The sequence below is a fragment of the Phocaeicola barnesiae DSM 18169 = JCM 13652 genome (assembly GCF_000374585.1).
GTDB classification, from domain to species: Bacteria; Bacteroidota; Bacteroidia; order Bacteroidales; family Bacteroidaceae; genus Phocaeicola; species Phocaeicola barnesiae.
The window spans coordinates 243,471-261,547 of sequence record NZ_KB894645.1 but is presented as its reverse complement, the minus strand read 5'-3'; the positions used below and the strand labels follow the sequence as shown (position 1 = coordinate 261,547).

General features: G+C 47.9%; 12 protein-coding genes. 5 read left to right on the top strand and 7 right to left on the bottom strand.

Annotated features, from left to right (window positions below; genetic code table 11):
* Positions 1–76 precede the first annotated feature (76 nt).
* From C510_RS0105005 to C510_RS0104990, 4 genes are read left to right on the top strand one after another with little or no spacing between them, the layout of a single operon-like run.
* Positions 77–1,729, top strand: a complete 1,653-nt coding sequence (locus C510_RS0105005; RefSeq protein ID WP_018710241.1) for a carboxylesterase/lipase family protein — start codon at positions 77–79, stop codon at positions 1,727–1,729.
* 35 nt (positions 1,730–1,764) lie between these two features.
* Positions 1,765–4,821, top strand: coding sequence for a SusC/RagA family TonB-linked outer membrane protein (locus C510_RS0105000; RefSeq protein WP_034775854.1), 3,057 nt, complete (start codon positions 1,765–1,767; stop codon positions 4,819–4,821).
* A gap of 12 nt (positions 4,822–4,833) precedes the next feature.
* Positions 4,834–6,423, top strand: coding sequence for a RagB/SusD family nutrient uptake outer membrane protein (locus C510_RS0104995; protein WP_022340472.1), 1,590 nt, complete (start codon positions 4,834–4,836; stop codon positions 6,421–6,423).
* 35 nt (positions 6,424–6,458) lie between these two features.
* Entirely contained in the window at positions 6,459–7,658 is a 1,200-nt protein-coding gene (locus tag C510_RS0104990) for an esterase (protein WP_025892210.1), read from the top strand.
* Between the two features lie 117 nt (positions 7,659–7,775).
* Here the strand turns inward: C510_RS0104990 and mnmC2 are convergent, their stop codons facing one another.
* The 7 genes from mnmC2 to C510_RS0104955 form a co-directional block, all read right to left on the bottom strand.
* Positions 7,776–8,435 (bottom strand): tRNA (5-methylaminomethyl-2-thiouridine)(34)-methyltransferase MnmC2, encoded by a 660-nt coding sequence (gene mnmC2, locus C510_RS0104985; RefSeq protein ID WP_025892211.1) that lies wholly within the window; start codon positions 8,433–8,435, stop codon positions 7,776–7,778.
* A gap of 30 nt (positions 8,436–8,465) precedes the next feature.
* Positions 8,466–8,927: a YqaA family protein gene (locus tag C510_RS0104980; RefSeq protein WP_018710236.1), complete on the bottom strand. Its 462-nt coding sequence runs from the start codon at positions 8,925–8,927 to the stop codon at positions 8,466–8,468.
* A complete protein-coding gene (locus tag C510_RS0104975; protein WP_018710235.1) occupies positions 8,903–9,838 on the bottom strand; it encodes a hypothetical protein in 936 nt (311 codons plus the stop codon). Before C510_RS0104975 ends, C510_RS0104980 begins: the two co-directional genes overlap by 25 nt.
* A gap of 15 nt (positions 9,839–9,853) precedes the next feature.
* Positions 9,854–11,128, bottom strand: coding sequence for a phosphoribosylamine--glycine ligase (gene purD / locus C510_RS0104970; protein ID WP_018710234.1), 1,275 nt, complete (start codon positions 11,126–11,128; stop codon positions 9,854–9,856).
* A gap of 23 nt (positions 11,129–11,151) precedes the next feature.
* Positions 11,152–13,428, bottom strand: a complete 2,277-nt coding sequence (locus C510_RS0104965) for a S9 family peptidase (protein ID WP_018710233.1) — start codon at positions 13,426–13,428, stop codon at positions 11,152–11,154.
* Between the two features lie 16 nt (positions 13,429–13,444).
* Positions 13,445–15,010 carry a THUMP domain-containing class I SAM-dependent RNA methyltransferase gene (locus C510_RS0104960; RefSeq protein WP_018710232.1) on the bottom strand — a complete coding sequence of 522 codons (1,566 nt, stop codon included), beginning with the start codon at positions 15,008–15,010 and terminating at the stop codon, positions 13,445–13,447.
* 110 nt (positions 15,011–15,120) lie between these two features.
* Positions 15,121–16,026, bottom strand: coding sequence for a serine O-acetyltransferase (locus C510_RS0104955; RefSeq protein ID WP_018710231.1), 906 nt, complete (start codon positions 16,024–16,026; stop codon positions 15,121–15,123).
* Between the two features lie 274 nt (positions 16,027–16,300).
* Here C510_RS0104955 and C510_RS0104950 point away from each other — a divergent pair, with 274 nt between their 5' ends.
* On the top strand, positions 16,301–18,073 hold the full coding sequence (locus C510_RS0104950; RefSeq protein WP_018710230.1) for a DUF6057 family protein: 1,773 nt from the start codon (positions 16,301–16,303) through the stop codon (positions 18,071–18,073).
* Positions 18,074–18,077 lie beyond the last annotated feature (4 nt).

Genomic DNA, 18,077 nt, shown 5'->3' with positions numbered 1-18,077 from the left:
CACGCATGAAAATCCACTGGAAATGAATTCTGTAATATTGTATTCAGAAAGTATAACCTTAAAACGAGTGAAGAATATGAAGAAACATCTGGTTACAGTGGGACTGTTTGCCGTGTTGTTGATGAACAATGCGTGCAGTAACAGCCAGGAGAAGGTTGGAAGGTATGAGAATACATCGCCGACTGAGCTGATTTCGTCTGAAGCAAGTACTGTGGCAGAAACAGAAGCAGGAAAGGTTTCAGGCTATATAGATAATGGAGTGTATATATATAAAGGTATACCTTATGCTACGGCCGAGCGTTTCATGCCGCCGGTTCCTGTAGAAAAGTGGGAAGGGGTAAGAAGTTCGAGAGCGTACGGACCTACTTGTCCACAGGCAGAGCGGGCAGGCTGGAGATCGGATGAGATAGCCTTTGCTTTCGATTGGGATGACGGATATCCGGGAGAGGACTGCTTGCGGGTAAATATCTGGACAAAAGGACTGGACAAGCAGCAGAAACGTCCGGTAATGGTATGGCTTCATGGCGGTGGTTACAGTGCCGGTTCCGGACAGGAATTGCCGGGTTATGATGGAGCGAACCTGGCCAGAAAGGGAGATGTAGTGGTGGTTACCTTGAATCACCGGTTGAATGTATTGGGTTTTCTTGATTTGTCTGCTTATGGAGAAAAATATGCCCAAAGTGGAAATGTCGGGCTATTGGACCTGGTAGCAGCATTGAAATGGGTACATGCAAATATCGCCAATTTCGGAGGTGATCCGAATAATGTAACCATTTTCGGTCAATCCGGTGGAGGAGGAAAAGTCTCTACGCTGTTGGCAACTCCTGCTGCCAAAGGATTGTTCCAGAAGGCTATTGTACAGAGTGGTTCCATGCTCCGTACCATGGAAAGCAGCTATTCACGCCGCATCGGTGCTGCTACTGTAGAGATTCTGGGCTTGAAATCACATAATATCGACCAGATAAAAGAAGTCCCTTATAAAGAACTGCTGGCTGCTGGTGAAAAGGCTGTTGCCCAAGTCAAAAAAGAAGTCGAAAAGGACGGTGTACATACATTTATTTTCGGATGGGCTCCGACGGTAGATGGAGTTGTCTTGCCGGCTCAACCGGAAGCATCCATCGAATTGTCGAAAGATATTCCGATGATGATTGGTACTACCTTGCATGAATTCTGTCCAAGTACGTATGTTCCGGCATTCCGTAATGCTACTATGGAACAGGTGAAGAAGATACTGCAGGATACATTTGGAAAACGTACGGATGAGTTTATTGATTTGTTCAAAAAGACTTATCCGGGTTGTCAACCCAAAGATATATTGGATGTAGACCGGATTTTCCGTCCGAATGCTATCGAACAAGGGAATTGGAAATCGGCAGCTCAAGGAGCACCGGTATATATGTATCAGTTTGCATGGGAGTCTCTGGCCTTGGACGGTATTTTACGTTCTACACACTGTATGGAAATACCTTTTGTGTTCGATAATATCGCCCGTAGTGCGGCGATGACCGGTGGTGGAAAAGATGCACAGGCATTGGCCGATAAGATGAGCAGTGCCTGGATACAGTTTGCCAAGACTGGAAATCCGAATGTAGCGGGACTTCCGGAATGGACGCCTTACACCAAGGAGAATGGTGCCTTGATGATTTTCAATAATACCTGCGAACTGAAATCTAATCCTGATACGCAACTGATGCAGTTCGTTGCAGAATTTCCTGTACGCGGCTTTTAATTCTAAATTACTAATATATGAAAATGACACAGAAAATGAATTGGATCAGACTGATCCTATGTGCGATGTTTGTATGCATGGCACATGTGGTATCCGCACAGCAGGTTGCGGTACGAGGACAAGTACTTGACGCTGGCACAAAAGAACCAATGATTGGAGTCAGTGTGCTTGAAAAAGGAACGACTAACGGAACCATTACCGATTTCGATGGTAACTATTCGCTGAACGTGGCTAGTGGAAAGACTTTGGTCTTTTCTTACATCGGTTATGTAACTCAGGAAATCGTTGTTTCCGGTGAAACAGTGAATGTAAGCATGAAAGAAGATTCAAAGACTTTGAGCGAAGTAGTGGTAGTAGGTTATGGTGTACAGAAGAAAAGTTCAGTAACAGGAGCCATTTCTCAGGTAAAGACTGAGGATTTGGAAAACCGTTCGGTTGCCAACCCGCAGGCAGCTCTGCAGGGTAAGACAGCCGGTGTGCAGATCATTTCTTCTTCTGCAGCTCCGGGTTCTTCACCTACAGTACGTGTACGTGGTTTCTCTTCTAACGTTTCATCCAATCCGTTGTATGTAGTGGATGGTGTCCGTCTGTCCGATATTTCAGGTCTTGACCCGAATGATATCGCTTCTATTGAAGTGTTGAAGGATGCTGCATCTGCTGCCATCTATGGTGCTGAGGCCGGTAATGGTGTCGTATTGATTTCTACCAAGAAAGGTACTAAAGGACAAGGTAAAATCAATTATGATTTCCAGTATACCATTCAGTCTGTAGGAAAAATTCCGGAACTGCTGAATGCGCAAGAATATAAGAACTATATGATGGAAGGTAATGTATACGATGCCAGTAAATTTGCGAATGACTGGGATGGTGTAACAGATACTAACTGGGCGGATGTTGTATTCGGAACAGGTATCATCCAGAAACATAATCTTTCATTCTCTAACGGAAATGATAAAGGTAACTATTACCTGTCTCTTTCTTATTTGGACAATGATGGTATCGTCAAAGGAGATGCCGACTTCTATAAACGTCTGACCGGTTCTATCAATGCGGATTATCAGATTAAAGACTGGTTGAAGGTAGGTACTACCAATCAGATTGAAAAATACAACTATCGTCAGCTGTCTCAGAACAATGCTTACGGAAGCTTCTTCCAGGCTGTAATGGAACTTGACCCGTTGACTCCGGATACTTATGCTCCGGGAAACCTGCCGGACAATATGGTAGCTGCAATGAACAACGGACAGACTCTGCTTACCGATGAAAACGGAAACTACTATGCTGTTTCTAAATTTGTGGAATCTGAAAACTATCATCCGATGATTATGAGAGACAATACAGTTCCGAAAAACAGCGGATTTAATGTCAACGGATCTGTATATGGAGAATTGAAACCGCTTGACGGATTGGTGATTACTTCTCGTTTCGGTTATCGTCTTTCCGGAACCCGTTCTTCTACAACGAACTTGCCGTATTATGGAAACTCTGTACAGAACAATAATTTCATTTCACAGAGTGGCACATCAAGTACAACCATTTATTGGCAGTGGGAAAACTTCGCGAACTATATCAAGACATTCAACGAACATACCATTACAGCTATGTTGGGTATGTCTTATCAGGAATCTACATACGATTATATTACAGCAGGCTATAGCGCAAACGGTGCAGATGCATTGCTGGGTAGAGATCCTTCTTTCTGGTATTTGAGCTACGGTAGCCCTTCTGCTTCCAAGAGTATTACCGGTGAAAAGACACGTACAGCCAAGTATTCTTACTTCGGACGTATCGGATATGATTTTGCAGGTAAGTATATGTTACAGGCTTCTCTTCGTGCTGATGCTGCCGATTTGGCTTATCTGCCTGCTAGCGGACGTTGGGGTTACTTCCCTGCAGTATCTGCCGGTTGGACAATCTCTGAAGAAAACTTCTTCGAACCGTTGAAGGATGTCGTTTCAAACTTGAAATTGCGTGCCAGCTGGGGTCAGAACGGTAGTTTGGCTGCCTTGGGTGGTTATGCATACGGTACTACCATGAACAATTCCGGTTATTATCCGTTTGTCCCGGGAAATACCTACATCACTGCTGTACGTCCGAATAGCTTGGGTAACGATGATTTGAAGTGGGAAACTTCTGAACAGTTGAATATCGGTTTGGATGCCCGTCTCTTCAATGACCGTCTGACTTTCTCTGTTGACTGGTTCAACAAGAAAACAAAAGACTTGCTGGTAACAGGAACTACTCCTTCCTTGATTATCGGTGGTACTACTTCACCGATTAATGCAGGTAATGTAAGTAATAAAGGTGTTGAATTTGAATTGGGATGGAGAGACAACATCGGTGATTTCAATTATAGCATTAAGGGAAATCTGGCTACATTGAAGAATGAGGTTACTTACCTGGATCCTTCTTTGACCCGTTTGGCAGGAACAACTTTCCATACCAGTACGATTACTTATTTTGAAGAAGGATATCCGGTTTACTATTTCCGTGGTTATGAATACGAAGGTGTAGATCCTGAAACAGGTGAACCGATTTTTGCAGATGTTGATGGTGATGGAACTGTCAATGAAAATGATAAGACTTATATCGGCGATGCAATTCCTGACTTTACATACGGTATTACTTTGACAGCAGCCTGGAAAGGATTGGATTTGACTGTATTCGGAAGCGGTTCGTACGGAAACGATATCTTCAATTGTGCTACCCGTTCAGACCATATTTCAGCCAACAAGATGAAGAAGTTCTTCTATGATGACCGTTGGACTCCAGAACACACACAAGCTTCTGTTCCGAGAGCAAATGCTACTTCCATGGATAAATATCTGGTATCTGATGCTATGGTATTCGATGGTTCTTATTTCAAGATCAAACAGATTCAGTTGGGTTATACATTGCCGAAAGCGTGGACAAAGAAAGCTTTCATCCAGAACATGAGACTGTATGTTTCTTTGGAAGATTTCTTCACGTTTACTAAGTATGATGGATTTGATCCGGAAGCTTCTGCCAGCGATACTTCTGGTATGGGTATCGATATGGGTACTTATCCTACTTCAAAGAAAGTAATGTTAGGCTTCAATGTTGAATTTTAAATCAGAATTATTATGAAAAAGAAAAATAGATTATATATGATGGCCGGACTTTTATGTCTTGCCAGCCTTACAGGATGTGAAGACCGCCTGAATATTGGAAAACATGGAGATGTAGGTAGTCAGGAAACCTATTATCAGACGGATGATCAAGTTGAATCTGCAGCGTCGGCTTTATATGTGGCTTTCCGTTCCCAGCATTACAATTGGTTTTTTGTCAAGAACCTTTTGTCAGACGATATGTATACCGGAGGTGGTTCACGAGGTGACAACTCTGATATGGAACGTTTGAATGAGTATACTTTCGGTTCGGATCATGGAATGATTTCCAGTCTGTATTCTGGTTTGTATACGGTGGTGTATAATGCGAATCTGATTATTGATAAGGTAACTCCCGATACAGAAGCAAAACGTAGGGCAATTGCCGAGGCAAAATTCTTCCGCGCCTTTTCTTATATTGATTTGATTACTCTTTTTGGTAATGTGCCGATGGTGGATCATCTGCTTACTCCGGATGAATACCACATGGGAAATACCCCGAAAGAAACCTTGTGGGCATTTGTTGAAAGTGACTTGAATGCGGCTATCGGTGATGTAAACGGTGCCAGTGACCTTCCATCTAAATCAGATGTAAACGACAATACAGGTAATATCCGTGTGACAAAGGAAGCAGCCATGTCCTATTTGGGAAAGGCTTACCTGTTCCAAGGAAAATATGCTGAGGCAGCGGCTATTCTGGATAAAGTGATAGAATCCGGTAAATATGCCTTGTATCCTAACCTGGAAGGTCTGCAGCATGTGGAAGCCAACAACTGCTGCGAATCTATTCTGGAAGGACAGATGAGAAATGATGCTGAACAGATGTGGAATCAGTTTACTCAGTTATACTGTATGCTGGGATGGCGTTCATCCATGATGGATTTCTCTGAACAGGCTTCTGCATTTTCACAGGGGTGTTACGGATTCGGTAATCCGACAAAGGAACTGTATCAGGCTTTTGTGGATGAAGAAGGTAAGGACGGATATCGTTTGAACAAGTCAATCATTACCTATGACCAGTTGAAGGCTTTGGGAATTACCGTTCGTGACGGACAGAACATGCCTGGAAATGCCGGATATTTCTCATGGAAGTACCGGGCCTTGAAATCAGATTGTATGTTCGATAATCCGGGACTGCAATTCTATCAGTACATTAATGTGAAATTCATGCGTTATGCTGAAGTACTGCTGATGGCAGCCGAAGCGCATGTAATGGCTGGTAGCGGACAGGACAAAGCCGATGATTATGTGAACCAGATTAGAACACGTGCACAACTTCCAAGCAAGACCAATGTAACGCTCGAAGACATCAAGATAGAGAAGAGACTGGAACTGTGTATGGAATCTGTACGTTTCCAGGATCTGGTACGCTGGGGAGACACCGATGTTTTGGTTAATCAAGGAAAGAGTGTACCTTCGTTTATGATGCAGAATGGTACACCTACAGTGAACGCCGATGGTTTTACTAATAATCAGGCTGGTTTTAAAGAAAAAAACTTACTTTTGCCTATTCCTGAAAAAGAAATCATGTTGAATACAAACATGGAACAGAATCCGGGATGGTAAAAACGGAAGATATGTGTAATTAAAAATGATTTATTATGAAAAAACTGACATTATTTGCTAGCGCCTTTTTACTTTGTTTGGGAGTGAATGCCCAGCAGGCTCTTTGGGGAGGTACAGATTTGGTTTCCCCTCAGATCAACGAAGATAATACGGTAACTTTCCGCATACATGCTCCTAAAGCTTCGAAGGTAGAGATTGAGGGGGATTTTCTTCCTCCTACCAAAGTAGATACTCCGTTCGGTCCGCAGGATATTCCGAGCAGAGCTTCCTTCAAGGAAGGAAAGAATGGAGTATGGGAATATACTTCTTCAGTATTGCCCAGCGAACTTTACAGTTATTCTTTGTATGTGAATGATTTGAAGATGCCGGACCCGAACAACGTTTATCAGAACCGTGATATTGCCACCATGACCAATATCTTTCTGATTGGTGGTGGACAGGCCGATAACTATATGGTTCAGGAAGTTCCTCATGGAACAGTTGCCAAGGTATGGTACAGTAGTCCGGGACTGGATATGGAAGCCCGGAGAATGACAGTGTATACACCGGCTGGTTATGAAAGCAGCAAGAAGAAATATCCGGTTCTTTATCTGTTGCACGGAGCAGGTGGCGATGAGAACGCATGGACAGAATTGGGACGTGCCGCACAGATTCTGGATAACCTGATTGCCCAGGGAAAGGCTGAACCGATGATTGTGGTTATGCCGAACGGAAACGGTGCCCAGGAAGCGGCTCCGGGTGAAGCTCCGAACAGCATGGTGAAACCTTCATTCATGAACCCGAAAACCATGGATGGAGCCATCGAAAAGGCGTTTCCGGATGTCATGAAGTACATCGAGAAGAATTATCGGGTATATACCGATAAGAATCACCGGGCTATCGCCGGTCTGTCAATGGGTGGATTCCATTCATTGTATATCTCGGCTTATTATCCGGATAAGTTCGGTTATGTAGGACTTTTCTCCGCGGCTACCAGTAAGCAGGTAAACAAAGGAGTTACCTCGGATGTATACGAGAATCTGGAAGATAAATTGGCTGTACAGTTCAAAAATGCTCCGAAACTGTATTGGATTGGTATCGGTAAGACAGACTTCCTGTACAAGGACAATGCAGATTTCCGGAAAATATTGGATGATAATGGCTATAAATATACCTATATGGAAACAGACGGTGGCCATATATGGAAGAACTGGCGTATTTATCTGACAGAGTTTGCTCCGAAACTGTTCAAATAAAAACGGATTATAGGTTAGTCTTGTTGATATAGGGGGTTAGAATCGCTGTATTAATGCTTCCACTGAGGCATTAGTTACAGCGATTCTTTTTTTGTTGGGGAGAAGGGTAAGATTGGTTCAGAGGCGTTTGGTTGCCCGTAGAATTTCCCGTTTTCCTCCCGGAGGACCCGGCAGACGTTCTACCATGAATCCTGCAGCCTGTAACATGCGTCTTACGGCTCCTTTGGCACAGTAAGTCGTCAGGATGCCTTGTGGATTCAGTTGTTGATACAAAGTGTCGAACAAGGATTGTGTCCACATTTCCGGCTGTTTTTCCGGTGCGAAGGCATCGAAGTAGATGACGTCGTAGGTGGCGGGAAAGGTATACGAGGTGAAGTCTGTTTCTACCTTGTGCAGGGTGAAATAAGGGGTTAGCTGTACGTCGGTATTCCAGGCAGCCTGATGCAGGGCCTGGAAATCATCCTTTCTTTCCGGACAAATCAGTTCCGGGTATGTCAGCTGTTCAATCAATGCCGGCGTAACGGGATAACGTTCCAGCGTTGTATAATGGATGTTCCGTTGGTCGGTATCGGCTGTCAGCAGCGTGAGGAAAGCGTTCAGTCCTGTACCGAATCCGATTTCCAGTACGTGCGGGGCTTCTACAGAAGAATGTTTCAGTCCCATCTGGATAAAGATATGTTCCGATTCTGTCAGTGCCCCTTTTACGGAATGATAATGTTCGTTCAGTTCCGGCACGAAAAGGGTCTGGCTGCCATCGGCTGTCTGTTCAATTTGAATCATAGGTGTTTTTGTTTTAAGAGGGAAAGTTTAGAAAAGGCGGAAGATGCCCAAAGCGGCTGCCACGAGCAGTACGTACCGTATCAGTTTCCCCAGGGTCATGGAGAAAGTGACGATACCTATGTGGGCACGCATCAGTCCCAATACGATGAGGATAGCGTCGCCGATGACGGGCAGAAAAGAAAACAGTGCCATCCAGGCACCTTTCCCATGGATGAAGCGGGATGCTTTGTCCAGCTGTTTCTTGTCCACTTTCAGGTATTTTTCTATCCATTCCATTTTGCCCAGGTGTCCTATCCAGTAGCAGGTCAGTCCGCCCAAAGCGTTTCCGGCGGTGGTGGAGATAGTAGACCATACGGGGTCGAGTCCCAGACCGATACAGGCCAGTAATACAGCTTCCGAACTGAAGGGCAGGATGGTCCCTGCCAGGAAGGCGGAAATGAACATACCGATGTATCCCCATTCCGTCAGATAGTGTAAAAATGCGTCCATACGTTGAAAAGTGTCATGATGCCTAGAAGGGCGAGGATAACCCACAGGCTGATTTGTGTGAACCGGTTGAATACCAGCGCAAAAAAATGGCCGAAGAATATCGAGGCGCATATCAGCAGCATCGGGAACAACCCGTTGAAAGAGGCAGGAAGTAACAGGATGAAGGCGATAACGATGATTTCCAGTGCCATGAGTGTCCGTAGCAGAATACGGGTCTGTACCTTGTCCTGATAGGTTTGAGTCAGGCTTTGTGCCGTACACAGAAGGGTGATGGCCAGTAGGATTCCCAACGACAGGTATTGGTCCCATCCGAGCAGGTTATAATCGGGTATAACCGGTATCAGCTGTTGGCGGAATTCCTGGGCTGTTTCCAGCCAGTTCCCTTTGTAGAGCAGGTAGCAGCTTCCTAACCAGTAGGGAGTCAGCAGTCCCAGCACACCGGCAAAGAAGGTGCGTGGATTCAGGGAGCGGAGCTGAATCATCAGCAGATACAGGACGGGAGTCAGGTAAAGTGTCTGCGGAACGATGATTCCGATGATTCCTACACAGCAGAATGCGTGATAGATGGTGGTCGATGCGGAAGGCAATTCGAAGCTTCTGAACAGGGAGAAAAGCATACCGATGAACAGCAGCGGCAGAAAGGTCCCGGCACCGAAGGTATGTAGGAACGGACAGACGGAAAAACAGACTAGAAAGAACGCGGAGGGGAGTGAAGTACGTGTCCGTATCAGGGCAAAGGTGGTGTTCAATTCGATAATCAGGTAGGTGACGCAGGCACACATGAGCCATGCACCCAGACTCTCCCAGCCCTGGAAGGAGATTCCGCAGAACACCAATGACAAAAGAATAGCAACGGGAAGAGTCAATCTACCCGTTGCTACCTGATATTGGAATCTGTTTTTTACAGACATAGTTTTCTTGATTGATTACAGATCGAATCCGATGTCGGAACGGAAATACTTCTTTTCGAAGTGAATCTTTCCGGCATTTTCGAATGACAGAGCCAAGGCTTCTTCCTTGTTGGTTCCGTAAGAGCTGACAGCGATGACGCGTCCGCCGCTGGTCACTACCTGATTGTCCTTCATGGCGGTTCCTGCGTGGAAAACGATACTGCCACCAGCCTTTGCTTCTTCGATACCTGTCATCGGGAATCCTTTTTCGTAGGCTTCCGGATAACCGCCGGATACCAGCATGACGCAGACTGCCGAACGCGGGTCGATTTCGAGGGATTTCTCGGCCAGGTTACCGGCAGCGACTCCTTCGAACAGGTCTACCAGGTCGCTCTTGATACGCAGCATGACACTTTCTGTTTCCGGGTCGCCCATGCGTACGTTGTATTCGATGACCATCGGCTCACCTTTCACATTGATGAGGCCGAAGAAGATGAAACCTTTGTAGTCGATGCCTTCGGCGGCCAGTCCTTCTACGGTCGGACGGATGATGCGGTCTTCCACCTTCTTCATCCAGGCAGCATCGGCAAACGGAACCGGAGATACAGAACCCATACCGCCGGTATTCAGGCCTTTATCGCCTTCGCCGATACGTTTGTAGTCCTTGGCTTCCGGCAGAATCTTGTAGTTTTTTCCGTCGGTCAGTACGAATACCGAGCATTCGATACCGCTCAGGAACTCTTCGATGACTACGGTCGATGAGGCGTTTCCGAACATACCGCCCAACATCTCCTTCAGCTCTTTCTTGGCTTCTTCCAGGGTAGGCAGAATCAGTACGCCTTTTCCGGCGCACAGACCGTCGGCTTTCAGTACGTATGGAGCTTCCAGTGTTTCCAGGAAAGCCAGTCCCTCTTCCAGGTTGGCGGCAGTGATGCTCTTGTAGCCGGCAGTCGGGATGTGGTGACGCTGCATGAAGCCTTTGGCAAATTCCTTGCTGCCTTCCAGTACGGCTCCGGCTTTGGATGGACCGATGACCGGAACGGCTTTCAGCGCTTCATTGTTCTTGAAGTAGTCATAGATACCTTTTACCAGCGGGTCTTCCGGTCCTACTACTACCATGTCGATACCTTTTTCCAGTACCAGCTGTTTGATGGCATCGAAATCGTCGGCCTTGATGGCTACGTTTTCGCCTACTTCACGTGTTCCGGCATTTCCCGGAGCGATGTATAATTTTTCGATTTTCGGGCTTTGGGCGATTTTCCATGCCAGGGCATGTTCACGTCCACCTGAACCTAATAATAAAAGCTTCATATCGTTGTAAAGGTTTAATTGGTTTATTTCAGGTAATCTTCAAAGTAACGGGTGATGTGTTCATGCAGGTGTACCCGGTCTCTTCCCATCATGTTGTGACCGTCCTCCGGATAGATGAACAGGTCCGGATGTGTGCCGGCTTCGATGCAGGCACGCAGGAAGGTATAGGTATGTTGCGGTACACAGGTCGGGTCCGTTCCGCCGATGATGACCTGCAGACGGCCTTTCAGGTTGCCGGCCTTTTCGCGGAGGTTGGAGTTCTTGTAGCCTTCCGGATTGTCCTGTGGACTGTCCATGTAGCGTTCTCCGTACATCACTTCATACAGGTGCCAGTCGATGACCGGACCTCCGGCTACGCCTACCTTGAAGATTTCCGGATAAGTCAGCATCAGGTTGGTGGTCATGAAACCTCCGAAGCTCCAGCCGTGTACACCGATTTTATCTGCATCTACATAGGGTAGGGATTGCAGGAATTTGGCTCCTTCTACCTGGTCTTTCATTTCTTCTTCACCCAGGTGACGGAAGGTGCAGTTCTCGAAGTTCAATCCGCGGTTGTCGCTGCCACGGCTGTCAACCGTAAGCATGACATATCCTTTCTGAGCCATGTACAGGTCCCATCCACGGGCATCGTAGAAGCGGTTGTTATGAATCAGTTGGGCATGCGGACCACCGTATACATAGATGATGGCCGGGTATTTCTTGTTCGGGTCGAAGTTGACCGGTTTGATAAGACGGTAGTAGAGGTCTGTCTTTCCGTCGGCCGATTTCAATGTACCCAGTGTGATTTCCGGCAGGTTGTAGTTTTCAATCAGCGGGTCGGTAGCGGTCAGCAGTACGGTTCCCTGTTTTCCGTTGGTCGGTAGCAGACTGATTTCACGTGGAACACTGAAGGAATTGAAGTTGTCTATCAGATAAGTACCGCTGGCCGATAATTGGGCGTAGTGCATACCGTCTTCCTTGCCGATTAAGGTACGCTTTCCGTCGTTTACATTGACCGTGAAGATATTGGTCTGCAACGGAGAGATTTCCGTACTTCCGATGATGACCTGTTTCTTGGCCGGGTTGAATCCCAATACCTGCTGTACCAGCCAGTCTCCCTGGGTCAGTGGAGTGACCTTGACAGATTCCTTGTAGGTACCGCCGGCCTTCGCTTCTTTTTCCACCGGAGTCACTTCCGATGCCGTATCAAACAGATACAGGTGGTTGAAGCCGTCACGCTGGCTCTGATACAGGAACTTGCTGCTGTCCCACGGCAGGAACAGCAAGGGTTGCTGAGGCTCTACGTATTTCGGGTGAGTCTCTTCGTAGAGAACAGCCTCCTTGGCACCGGTTTCGGCGTTGTAGCGTACCAGTTGGGCATGGTTCTGGTCACGGTTCAGTTCGATGACGTAGATGTTCTTTTCATCCGGCGACCAGCTGATGTTGGTGAAGTAGCGGTCGGTCGGATCGCCTGCCTGCAGGTATACAGTCTTGCCGGACTGTACGTTGTATACCCCGACGGTTACCTGATGGCTGGTCATGCCTGCCATCGGATATTTGTCCGGTTCCAGGGTGGCGATGCGGGTAGAGGTGTTCACCTGCGGATAATCGGTCACCATGCTCTGGTCCATGCGGTAGAAGGCCAGGTAAGTGCCTTTCGGACTCCAGAATGTACCTTTATAGATACCGAATTCGTTGCGGTGTACGGCCTGTCCGTATACGATGTCATGCAGTTTCTCGTTGTCTTTCTCCGGGCTGACAGCCTTGCTGGTCTCTCCCTGGTTGGCGATGTACAGGTGGTCGCCGGCTGTATAGGCCAGGTAACCGTTGGCCTTGCAGAAATCATAGTTGGCAGCTCCCTGTTCCGGGATACGGAACATGTTGGTAATCTGTTTCTTTCCGAAGTCGTAGCAGAACATGTAGTTTTCGCTGACCTGTTCGTTGCCGGCCTTTCCTGAGAACAGGATGACCTTCCGGTCGCCCCATGGCAGTGAAGCGCCGGACAAGGTACGCAGCGGTTTGATGGAATATTCCGGCTTATACGGCAGGTTGTTGCCGGACAAGGCCGCGTTTACCTCTTCCAGTGTAACGAGCGGTTTTTCTTTGCCGTTCTTTAAATCAATCTGTTGGATAGCTTCCACATCGGTGCGGACACAGACATCTCCCCACCATTGCAGGCCGGGCATTGATTTCGGAACCAGGTTGAAGTAGTTCTCTCCACCCGGAATGACATCTTCCAGGGTAAATGCCTTCTTTTCTTGTGCAGTAGCGCTCAGTGCCGTCATACAGCAGAACAGTATGAAATGAAATATACGTTTCATGAATAATCGGGTTTTATCAGTCTTCGTTCAATTCTTCTCTTTTCTTGCGCAGGTCGTGCATGTACTGCGGACGTGGTCCCGGTTTCGGACGTCCGTCGTCGGTATTCGGCCGTTTCGGACGCGGATTCTCAGTATCTCTGTTACGGAAGCTGTTGCGGCGTTCGCGGTCTTCGCGGAATCCTTCCTTGCGGTCTCCACGGAAACCTTCTTTCCGGTCACCTCGGAAACCTCCCTTGCGGTCTTCGCGGAAGCCTTCTTTCCGGTCGCGGAATCCACCTTTGCGCTCACCGCGTTCTTCTTCATTCCGTCTGCTGCGGCCTTCGGAACGTCTGTTCCGGTCGTAGGTAGCCTTTTCTGCTGTCATGCGTGGGCGTCTGAACGGTTTCTTGTCTTCTCCTTCCCGTTTCGGTTTGAATTCGGTATCGCTGTTTTCACTGCGGAAATCCTTGAATTTACCGTCGAAAAGCTGGTATTTGCGGAGCTGGCATTCCAGGGCACCGTTGAACAGAGGTATCTTTACAGAGGCTTTCAAGCCAATCTGGTCGAAACATTCGTCGCGGTAGCTCAGAATCCAGGCGTCATTCCCTGTAAAGGCATGTTTCAGGCGTTCACCGATCATCTGATACAGCCCCAGCAAGTCTTCCGAAGAGATACGTTCGCCGTAAGGCGGGTTCATGATGATGATACTCTTTTCCGCCGGCTGTTCGAACTGCTGGAACGGTTGGATGGCCAGTATGACATCCTTGCTGACGCCCGCTGCCTTCACGTTGTGGGTAGCGATTTCGTTCGCTTTCGGATTGTTGTCGTATCCGTATATCTTGTGGGTAAATTCTTTTTCCTGTGAATCGTCGTTATAGATGGAATCGAACAGTTCCTGGTCGAAGTCTTTCCATTTTTCGAAGCCATATTCCTTGCGGAACACACCCGGAGCGATGTTGCGGGCAATCAGAGCCGCCTCGATAGGAATGGTACCCGAACCGCACATCGGGTCAATCAGGTCGCATTCTCCACGCCAGCCGGTCATCAGGATGATACCTGCGGCCAGTACCTCGTTCAGCGGAGCTTCCACCTGTTCCTGACGGTAGCCGCGTCGGTGCAGTGACTCGCCGGAACTGTCGAGCGAAAGGGTACACTGGTCTTCGGCAATGTGGATGTTGATGGCCAGGTCCGGATTGTTGATGCGTACTGACGGACGGTTACCGGTCTTTTCGCGGAAATAGTCTACGATAGCATCTTTCACCTTATAAGCCACGAACTTGGAATGACGGAACTCGGTCGAGAATACTACGGCATCTACGGCAAAGCTGCTCATGTTGTCCAGATAGTTTTCCCAGGCGATGCTTTTTACGGCGTCGTATACTTCGTCTGCTGTCTTGGCAGTAAAATGTTTGATGGGTTTCAGGATACGGATAGCGGTACGCAGGCAGAAATTGGCCTTATACATCATAGCTTTGTCGCCTGTAAAGGAAACCATGCGGCGTCCGATTTCAATGTTGCTCGCTCCTAACTCGGTGAGTTCTTGTGCCAATACATCTTCCAGCCCTTGGAAGGTTTTGGCAATCAGCTCGAATTCTTGATTCATGTTGATTTAATTACGTAATTTCAAATGATTGTGCAAAAATAGGTATTTTCAGCCAGTCGGTCAACTGTTTGTACATAAAATGCTTGACATGACGGCTGTTTGGAAACAGCTTAGAAATCCTTGCTTTTCCGCTGTACGATGCGGGCGCCCGGTTCTACACTTTCCGTTACCCAGATGTTACCGCCGATGGTAGCTCCCTTGCCGATGGTGATACGGCCCAGGATGGTAGCGTTGGAATAGACAATGACATCGTCTTCCAGGATGGGGTGGCGGGGGATTCCCTTGATGGGGTTTCCGTCATCGTCCAGCGGGAAACTTTTGGCTCCCAAGGTGACTCCCTGATACAGTTTGACATTGTTTCCGATGATGCAGGTCGCACCAATGACAACTCCTGTTCCGTGGTCGATGGTGAAGTGGTGTCCTATCTGTGCGCCCGGATGAATATCGATACCGGTTTCCGAGTGTGCCATTTCGGTGATGATGCGCGGAATAAGTGGAATATTCAGTTTATACAGTTCGTGAGCAATCCGGTAATTCGTGATGGCACGGATAATCGGATAACAGCAGATGATTTCGCCGAAACAGGTAGCTGCCGGGTCGCCGTAGTAGGCGGCTTCCACATCGGTAGCCAGAATCTGCCGCATTTCGGGCAGGTGACTGATGAATTCGGCGGCAAGTTTGGCCGACGTGGCACGGCAGGGAGATTCATATTCCTGGATGCCGGAGTTCTCCACACCGAAACAGAGTCCGGCCTGAATCTGGTCGGTCAGCAGTTCGAAGAGTTCCTCGATGTTTACTCCGATGTGGTAGTTGATGGTCTGGCTGTTGATGGTGGAATTTCCGAAATACCCCGGGAAGAGGATGGAGCGGGCCAGCTCTACGATGCGTTGCAGCGATTTCCCCGACGGGAGCGGTTCACCTTCCTTGTGCTGGTGGAACAGTCCCTGATAGGATTGGCTGTCTGACAGCTCGTCCACCGCTTTGGTCAGTATGTGTGTATAATCTAACGGACTCATAATCGATTCTTTGTGTGATGATTTGCAAAGGTACGAAAAAATTGATGCAATGGGCTTTTCCCGCTTGAAAATGTATGCGATTATGCCGTTGAGATGTCTTCCGGAAAAACGTCCGTTTGTTTGACTTGGAACGAACGGACGTTTTCCTCAAGATGTCCGTTCGTTTGCTCCGATACGTCCGTTCGTTTTTTCCCGGGCTGTTTTTAGGGTTCTTGAGGAATCTTTTATACCTTTGGGCACTTATATGAAACACTGGAATATTTAAGGAAACTACATGGATACCTGGAAAAAACATGTCGTAAGTGGGGGAGGCTGGCTGCTGTTGGGACTGGCGGTAGCCGGTTATTGCCAGTCTTTTCTGGCTTATCATTTCTTTTATCAGGAACAGTTCTACATGTTCCGCTTCAGCAAGGAATATGCTGTCGATACCTTGTGGCAGGTAGGAGGTGTAACCGCTTATCTGGCTGCTTTCGTTGTCCAGTTCTTTCTGATACCTTTTGTCGGTCCGCTGGTAATGGGATTGTCGGTTGTAGTCCTGGGCTGGTTGATGAAAAATGTCTGGAGAAAGATAGCTGTGTCCTGCTCCCTTCCGTTGCTGTACCTGTTGCCGGGTATCTGTACGGTCTGGGCCTGTATGGATTTCAATTATCATTTTGACGGTCTGTTGAGCCTGTTGCTGGCGCTGGTCTGTCTGAACGGTTACTTACGGATAGGCAGTTTCCGCTGGCGGATGGTGTATGGGGCTGTTACCGCATGGGTAGGATATCTGCTGGCAGGTCCTCATCTGTTGCTGGCGGTGATAGCGGCCGTACTTTGGGAAGTATGTTGCGGGAAGAGCCGGTGGAAAGGAGGAAGCCTGTTGCTGCTTCCTTGGGGATTCGGACTTCCGTTGCTGTTGTATGGCTTGGGATGGGGAGGAGAATGGCGCCTGTTGGCTACGCCCGATGCCTATTATCATCCGTTGCTGCTGTCTCAGAAAGTCAATTACCTGCCGGGAATCCTGGTGCTGCTGAATGTGTTGGCAGCCTGTATATTGCACCGGAGCCGGAAATCTTTGTCCGGCTGGAGGCTTTGGGCTTCTTGGGGAATACAGATATGCCTGTTGGCCGGAATTTTCCATCAGGGCATCAGACACTATAGCAATGACCGGAACTATGAAATCAAGGTGTTGGATTATTACAGCCGTACCGGACAGTGGCAGCAGATACTCGATTATCCGGGACTGCGTGCCGGACAGAACGCCATGCACGCCTGTTATCAGAATCTGGCTCTCTCTCATCTCGGTAAATTGGGAGACGAACTTTTCCGTTATCCGCAGTGTGGAAGATGGGGGGCCGTCATTTCCTGGAATAAAACGGTCAATGCTTCCATGCTGTTGAGCGATGTCTATTATCAGATGGGGAATCTTGCTTTGTCTCAGGAAATGGCTTTCGAGGGAATGATTGCTTCGGAGCGGGCTGTGAATCCCCGCCTGTTGCTGAGGCTGGTACAGACCAATCTGATTGGCGGTCATGATGCAGTGGCCGAAAAATACATATCGTTGCTGGAAGAGACCTGCATGTATGCGGAACAGGCCGGTGCATACCGTCGTTTCCTGCATCATCCGGAACTGCTTCGGCAGGATGCGGAGCTGGGTCCCCGGCAGGCTTGTGTACAGCATGCTTCAGGACTGACGAATGCGCAGAAAGCGGCGGTAGACTTGTTTCAGGTGGTCCGCTCGAATCCGGAGTATCAGCCGGCTTTCCAATATTTCGGAGCCATTTGTCTGTTATGTAAGGATTTGAAGTCTTTCGGCGAACTGATGGAATACTGGAAACAGGCAGGCAGTGTCTGTCCGTTGCCGGTCGCTTTTCAGGAAGCATGGGTCTTTATGCATGCCGGAGAGCCGGAGTTATGGGCGGCATACGGTGTGTCGGAAGCTGTGGCCGGACGTTTCAAGGAATACGGAGGACTGGTCTCTGCCGGTCGGCAGGATCATAGTCTGGCCTATCGGTTGCAGAATCATTTCGGAGATACTTTCTGGTTTTATTACATGTTTACGAAATAAGAGA

Excerpts from the sequence above, each read along its gene's own strand:
- C510_RS0105005 (WP_018710241.1), top strand. The coding sequence starts at position 77 with ATGAAGAAACATCTGGTTACAGTGGGACTGTTTGCCGTGTTGTTGATG.
- C510_RS0105000 (WP_034775854.1), top strand. The coding sequence starts at position 1,765 with ATGAATTGGATCAGACTGATCCTATGTGCGATGTTTGTATGCATGGCA.
- C510_RS0104995 (WP_022340472.1), top strand. The coding sequence starts at position 4,834 with ATGAAAAAGAAAAATAGATTATATATGATGGCCGGACTTTTATGTCTT.
- C510_RS0104990 (WP_025892210.1), top strand. The coding sequence starts at position 6,459 with ATGAAAAAACTGACATTATTTGCTAGCGCCTTTTTACTTTGTTTGGGA.
- C510_RS0104980 (WP_018710236.1), bottom strand. The coding sequence starts at position 8,927 with ATGGACGCATTTTTACACTATCTGACGGAATGGGGATACATCGGTATG.
- C510_RS0104975 (WP_018710235.1), bottom strand. The coding sequence starts at position 9,838 with ATGTCTGTAAAAAACAGATTCCAATATCAGGTAGCAACGGGTAGATTG.
- purD (WP_018710234.1), bottom strand. The coding sequence starts at position 11,128 with ATGAAGCTTTTATTATTAGGTTCAGGTGGACGTGAACATGCCCTGGCA.
- C510_RS0104965 (WP_018710233.1), bottom strand. The coding sequence starts at position 13,428 with ATGAAACGTATATTTCATTTCATACTGTTCTGCTGTATGACGGCACTG.
- C510_RS0104960 (WP_018710232.1), bottom strand. The coding sequence starts at position 15,010 with ATGAATCAAGAATTCGAGCTGATTGCCAAAACCTTCCAAGGGCTGGAA.
- C510_RS0104955 (WP_018710231.1), bottom strand. The coding sequence starts at position 16,026 with ATGAGTCCGTTAGATTATACACACATACTGACCAAAGCGGTGGACGAG.
- C510_RS0104950 (WP_018710230.1), top strand. The coding sequence starts at position 16,301 with ATGGATACCTGGAAAAAACATGTCGTAAGTGGGGGAGGCTGGCTGCTG.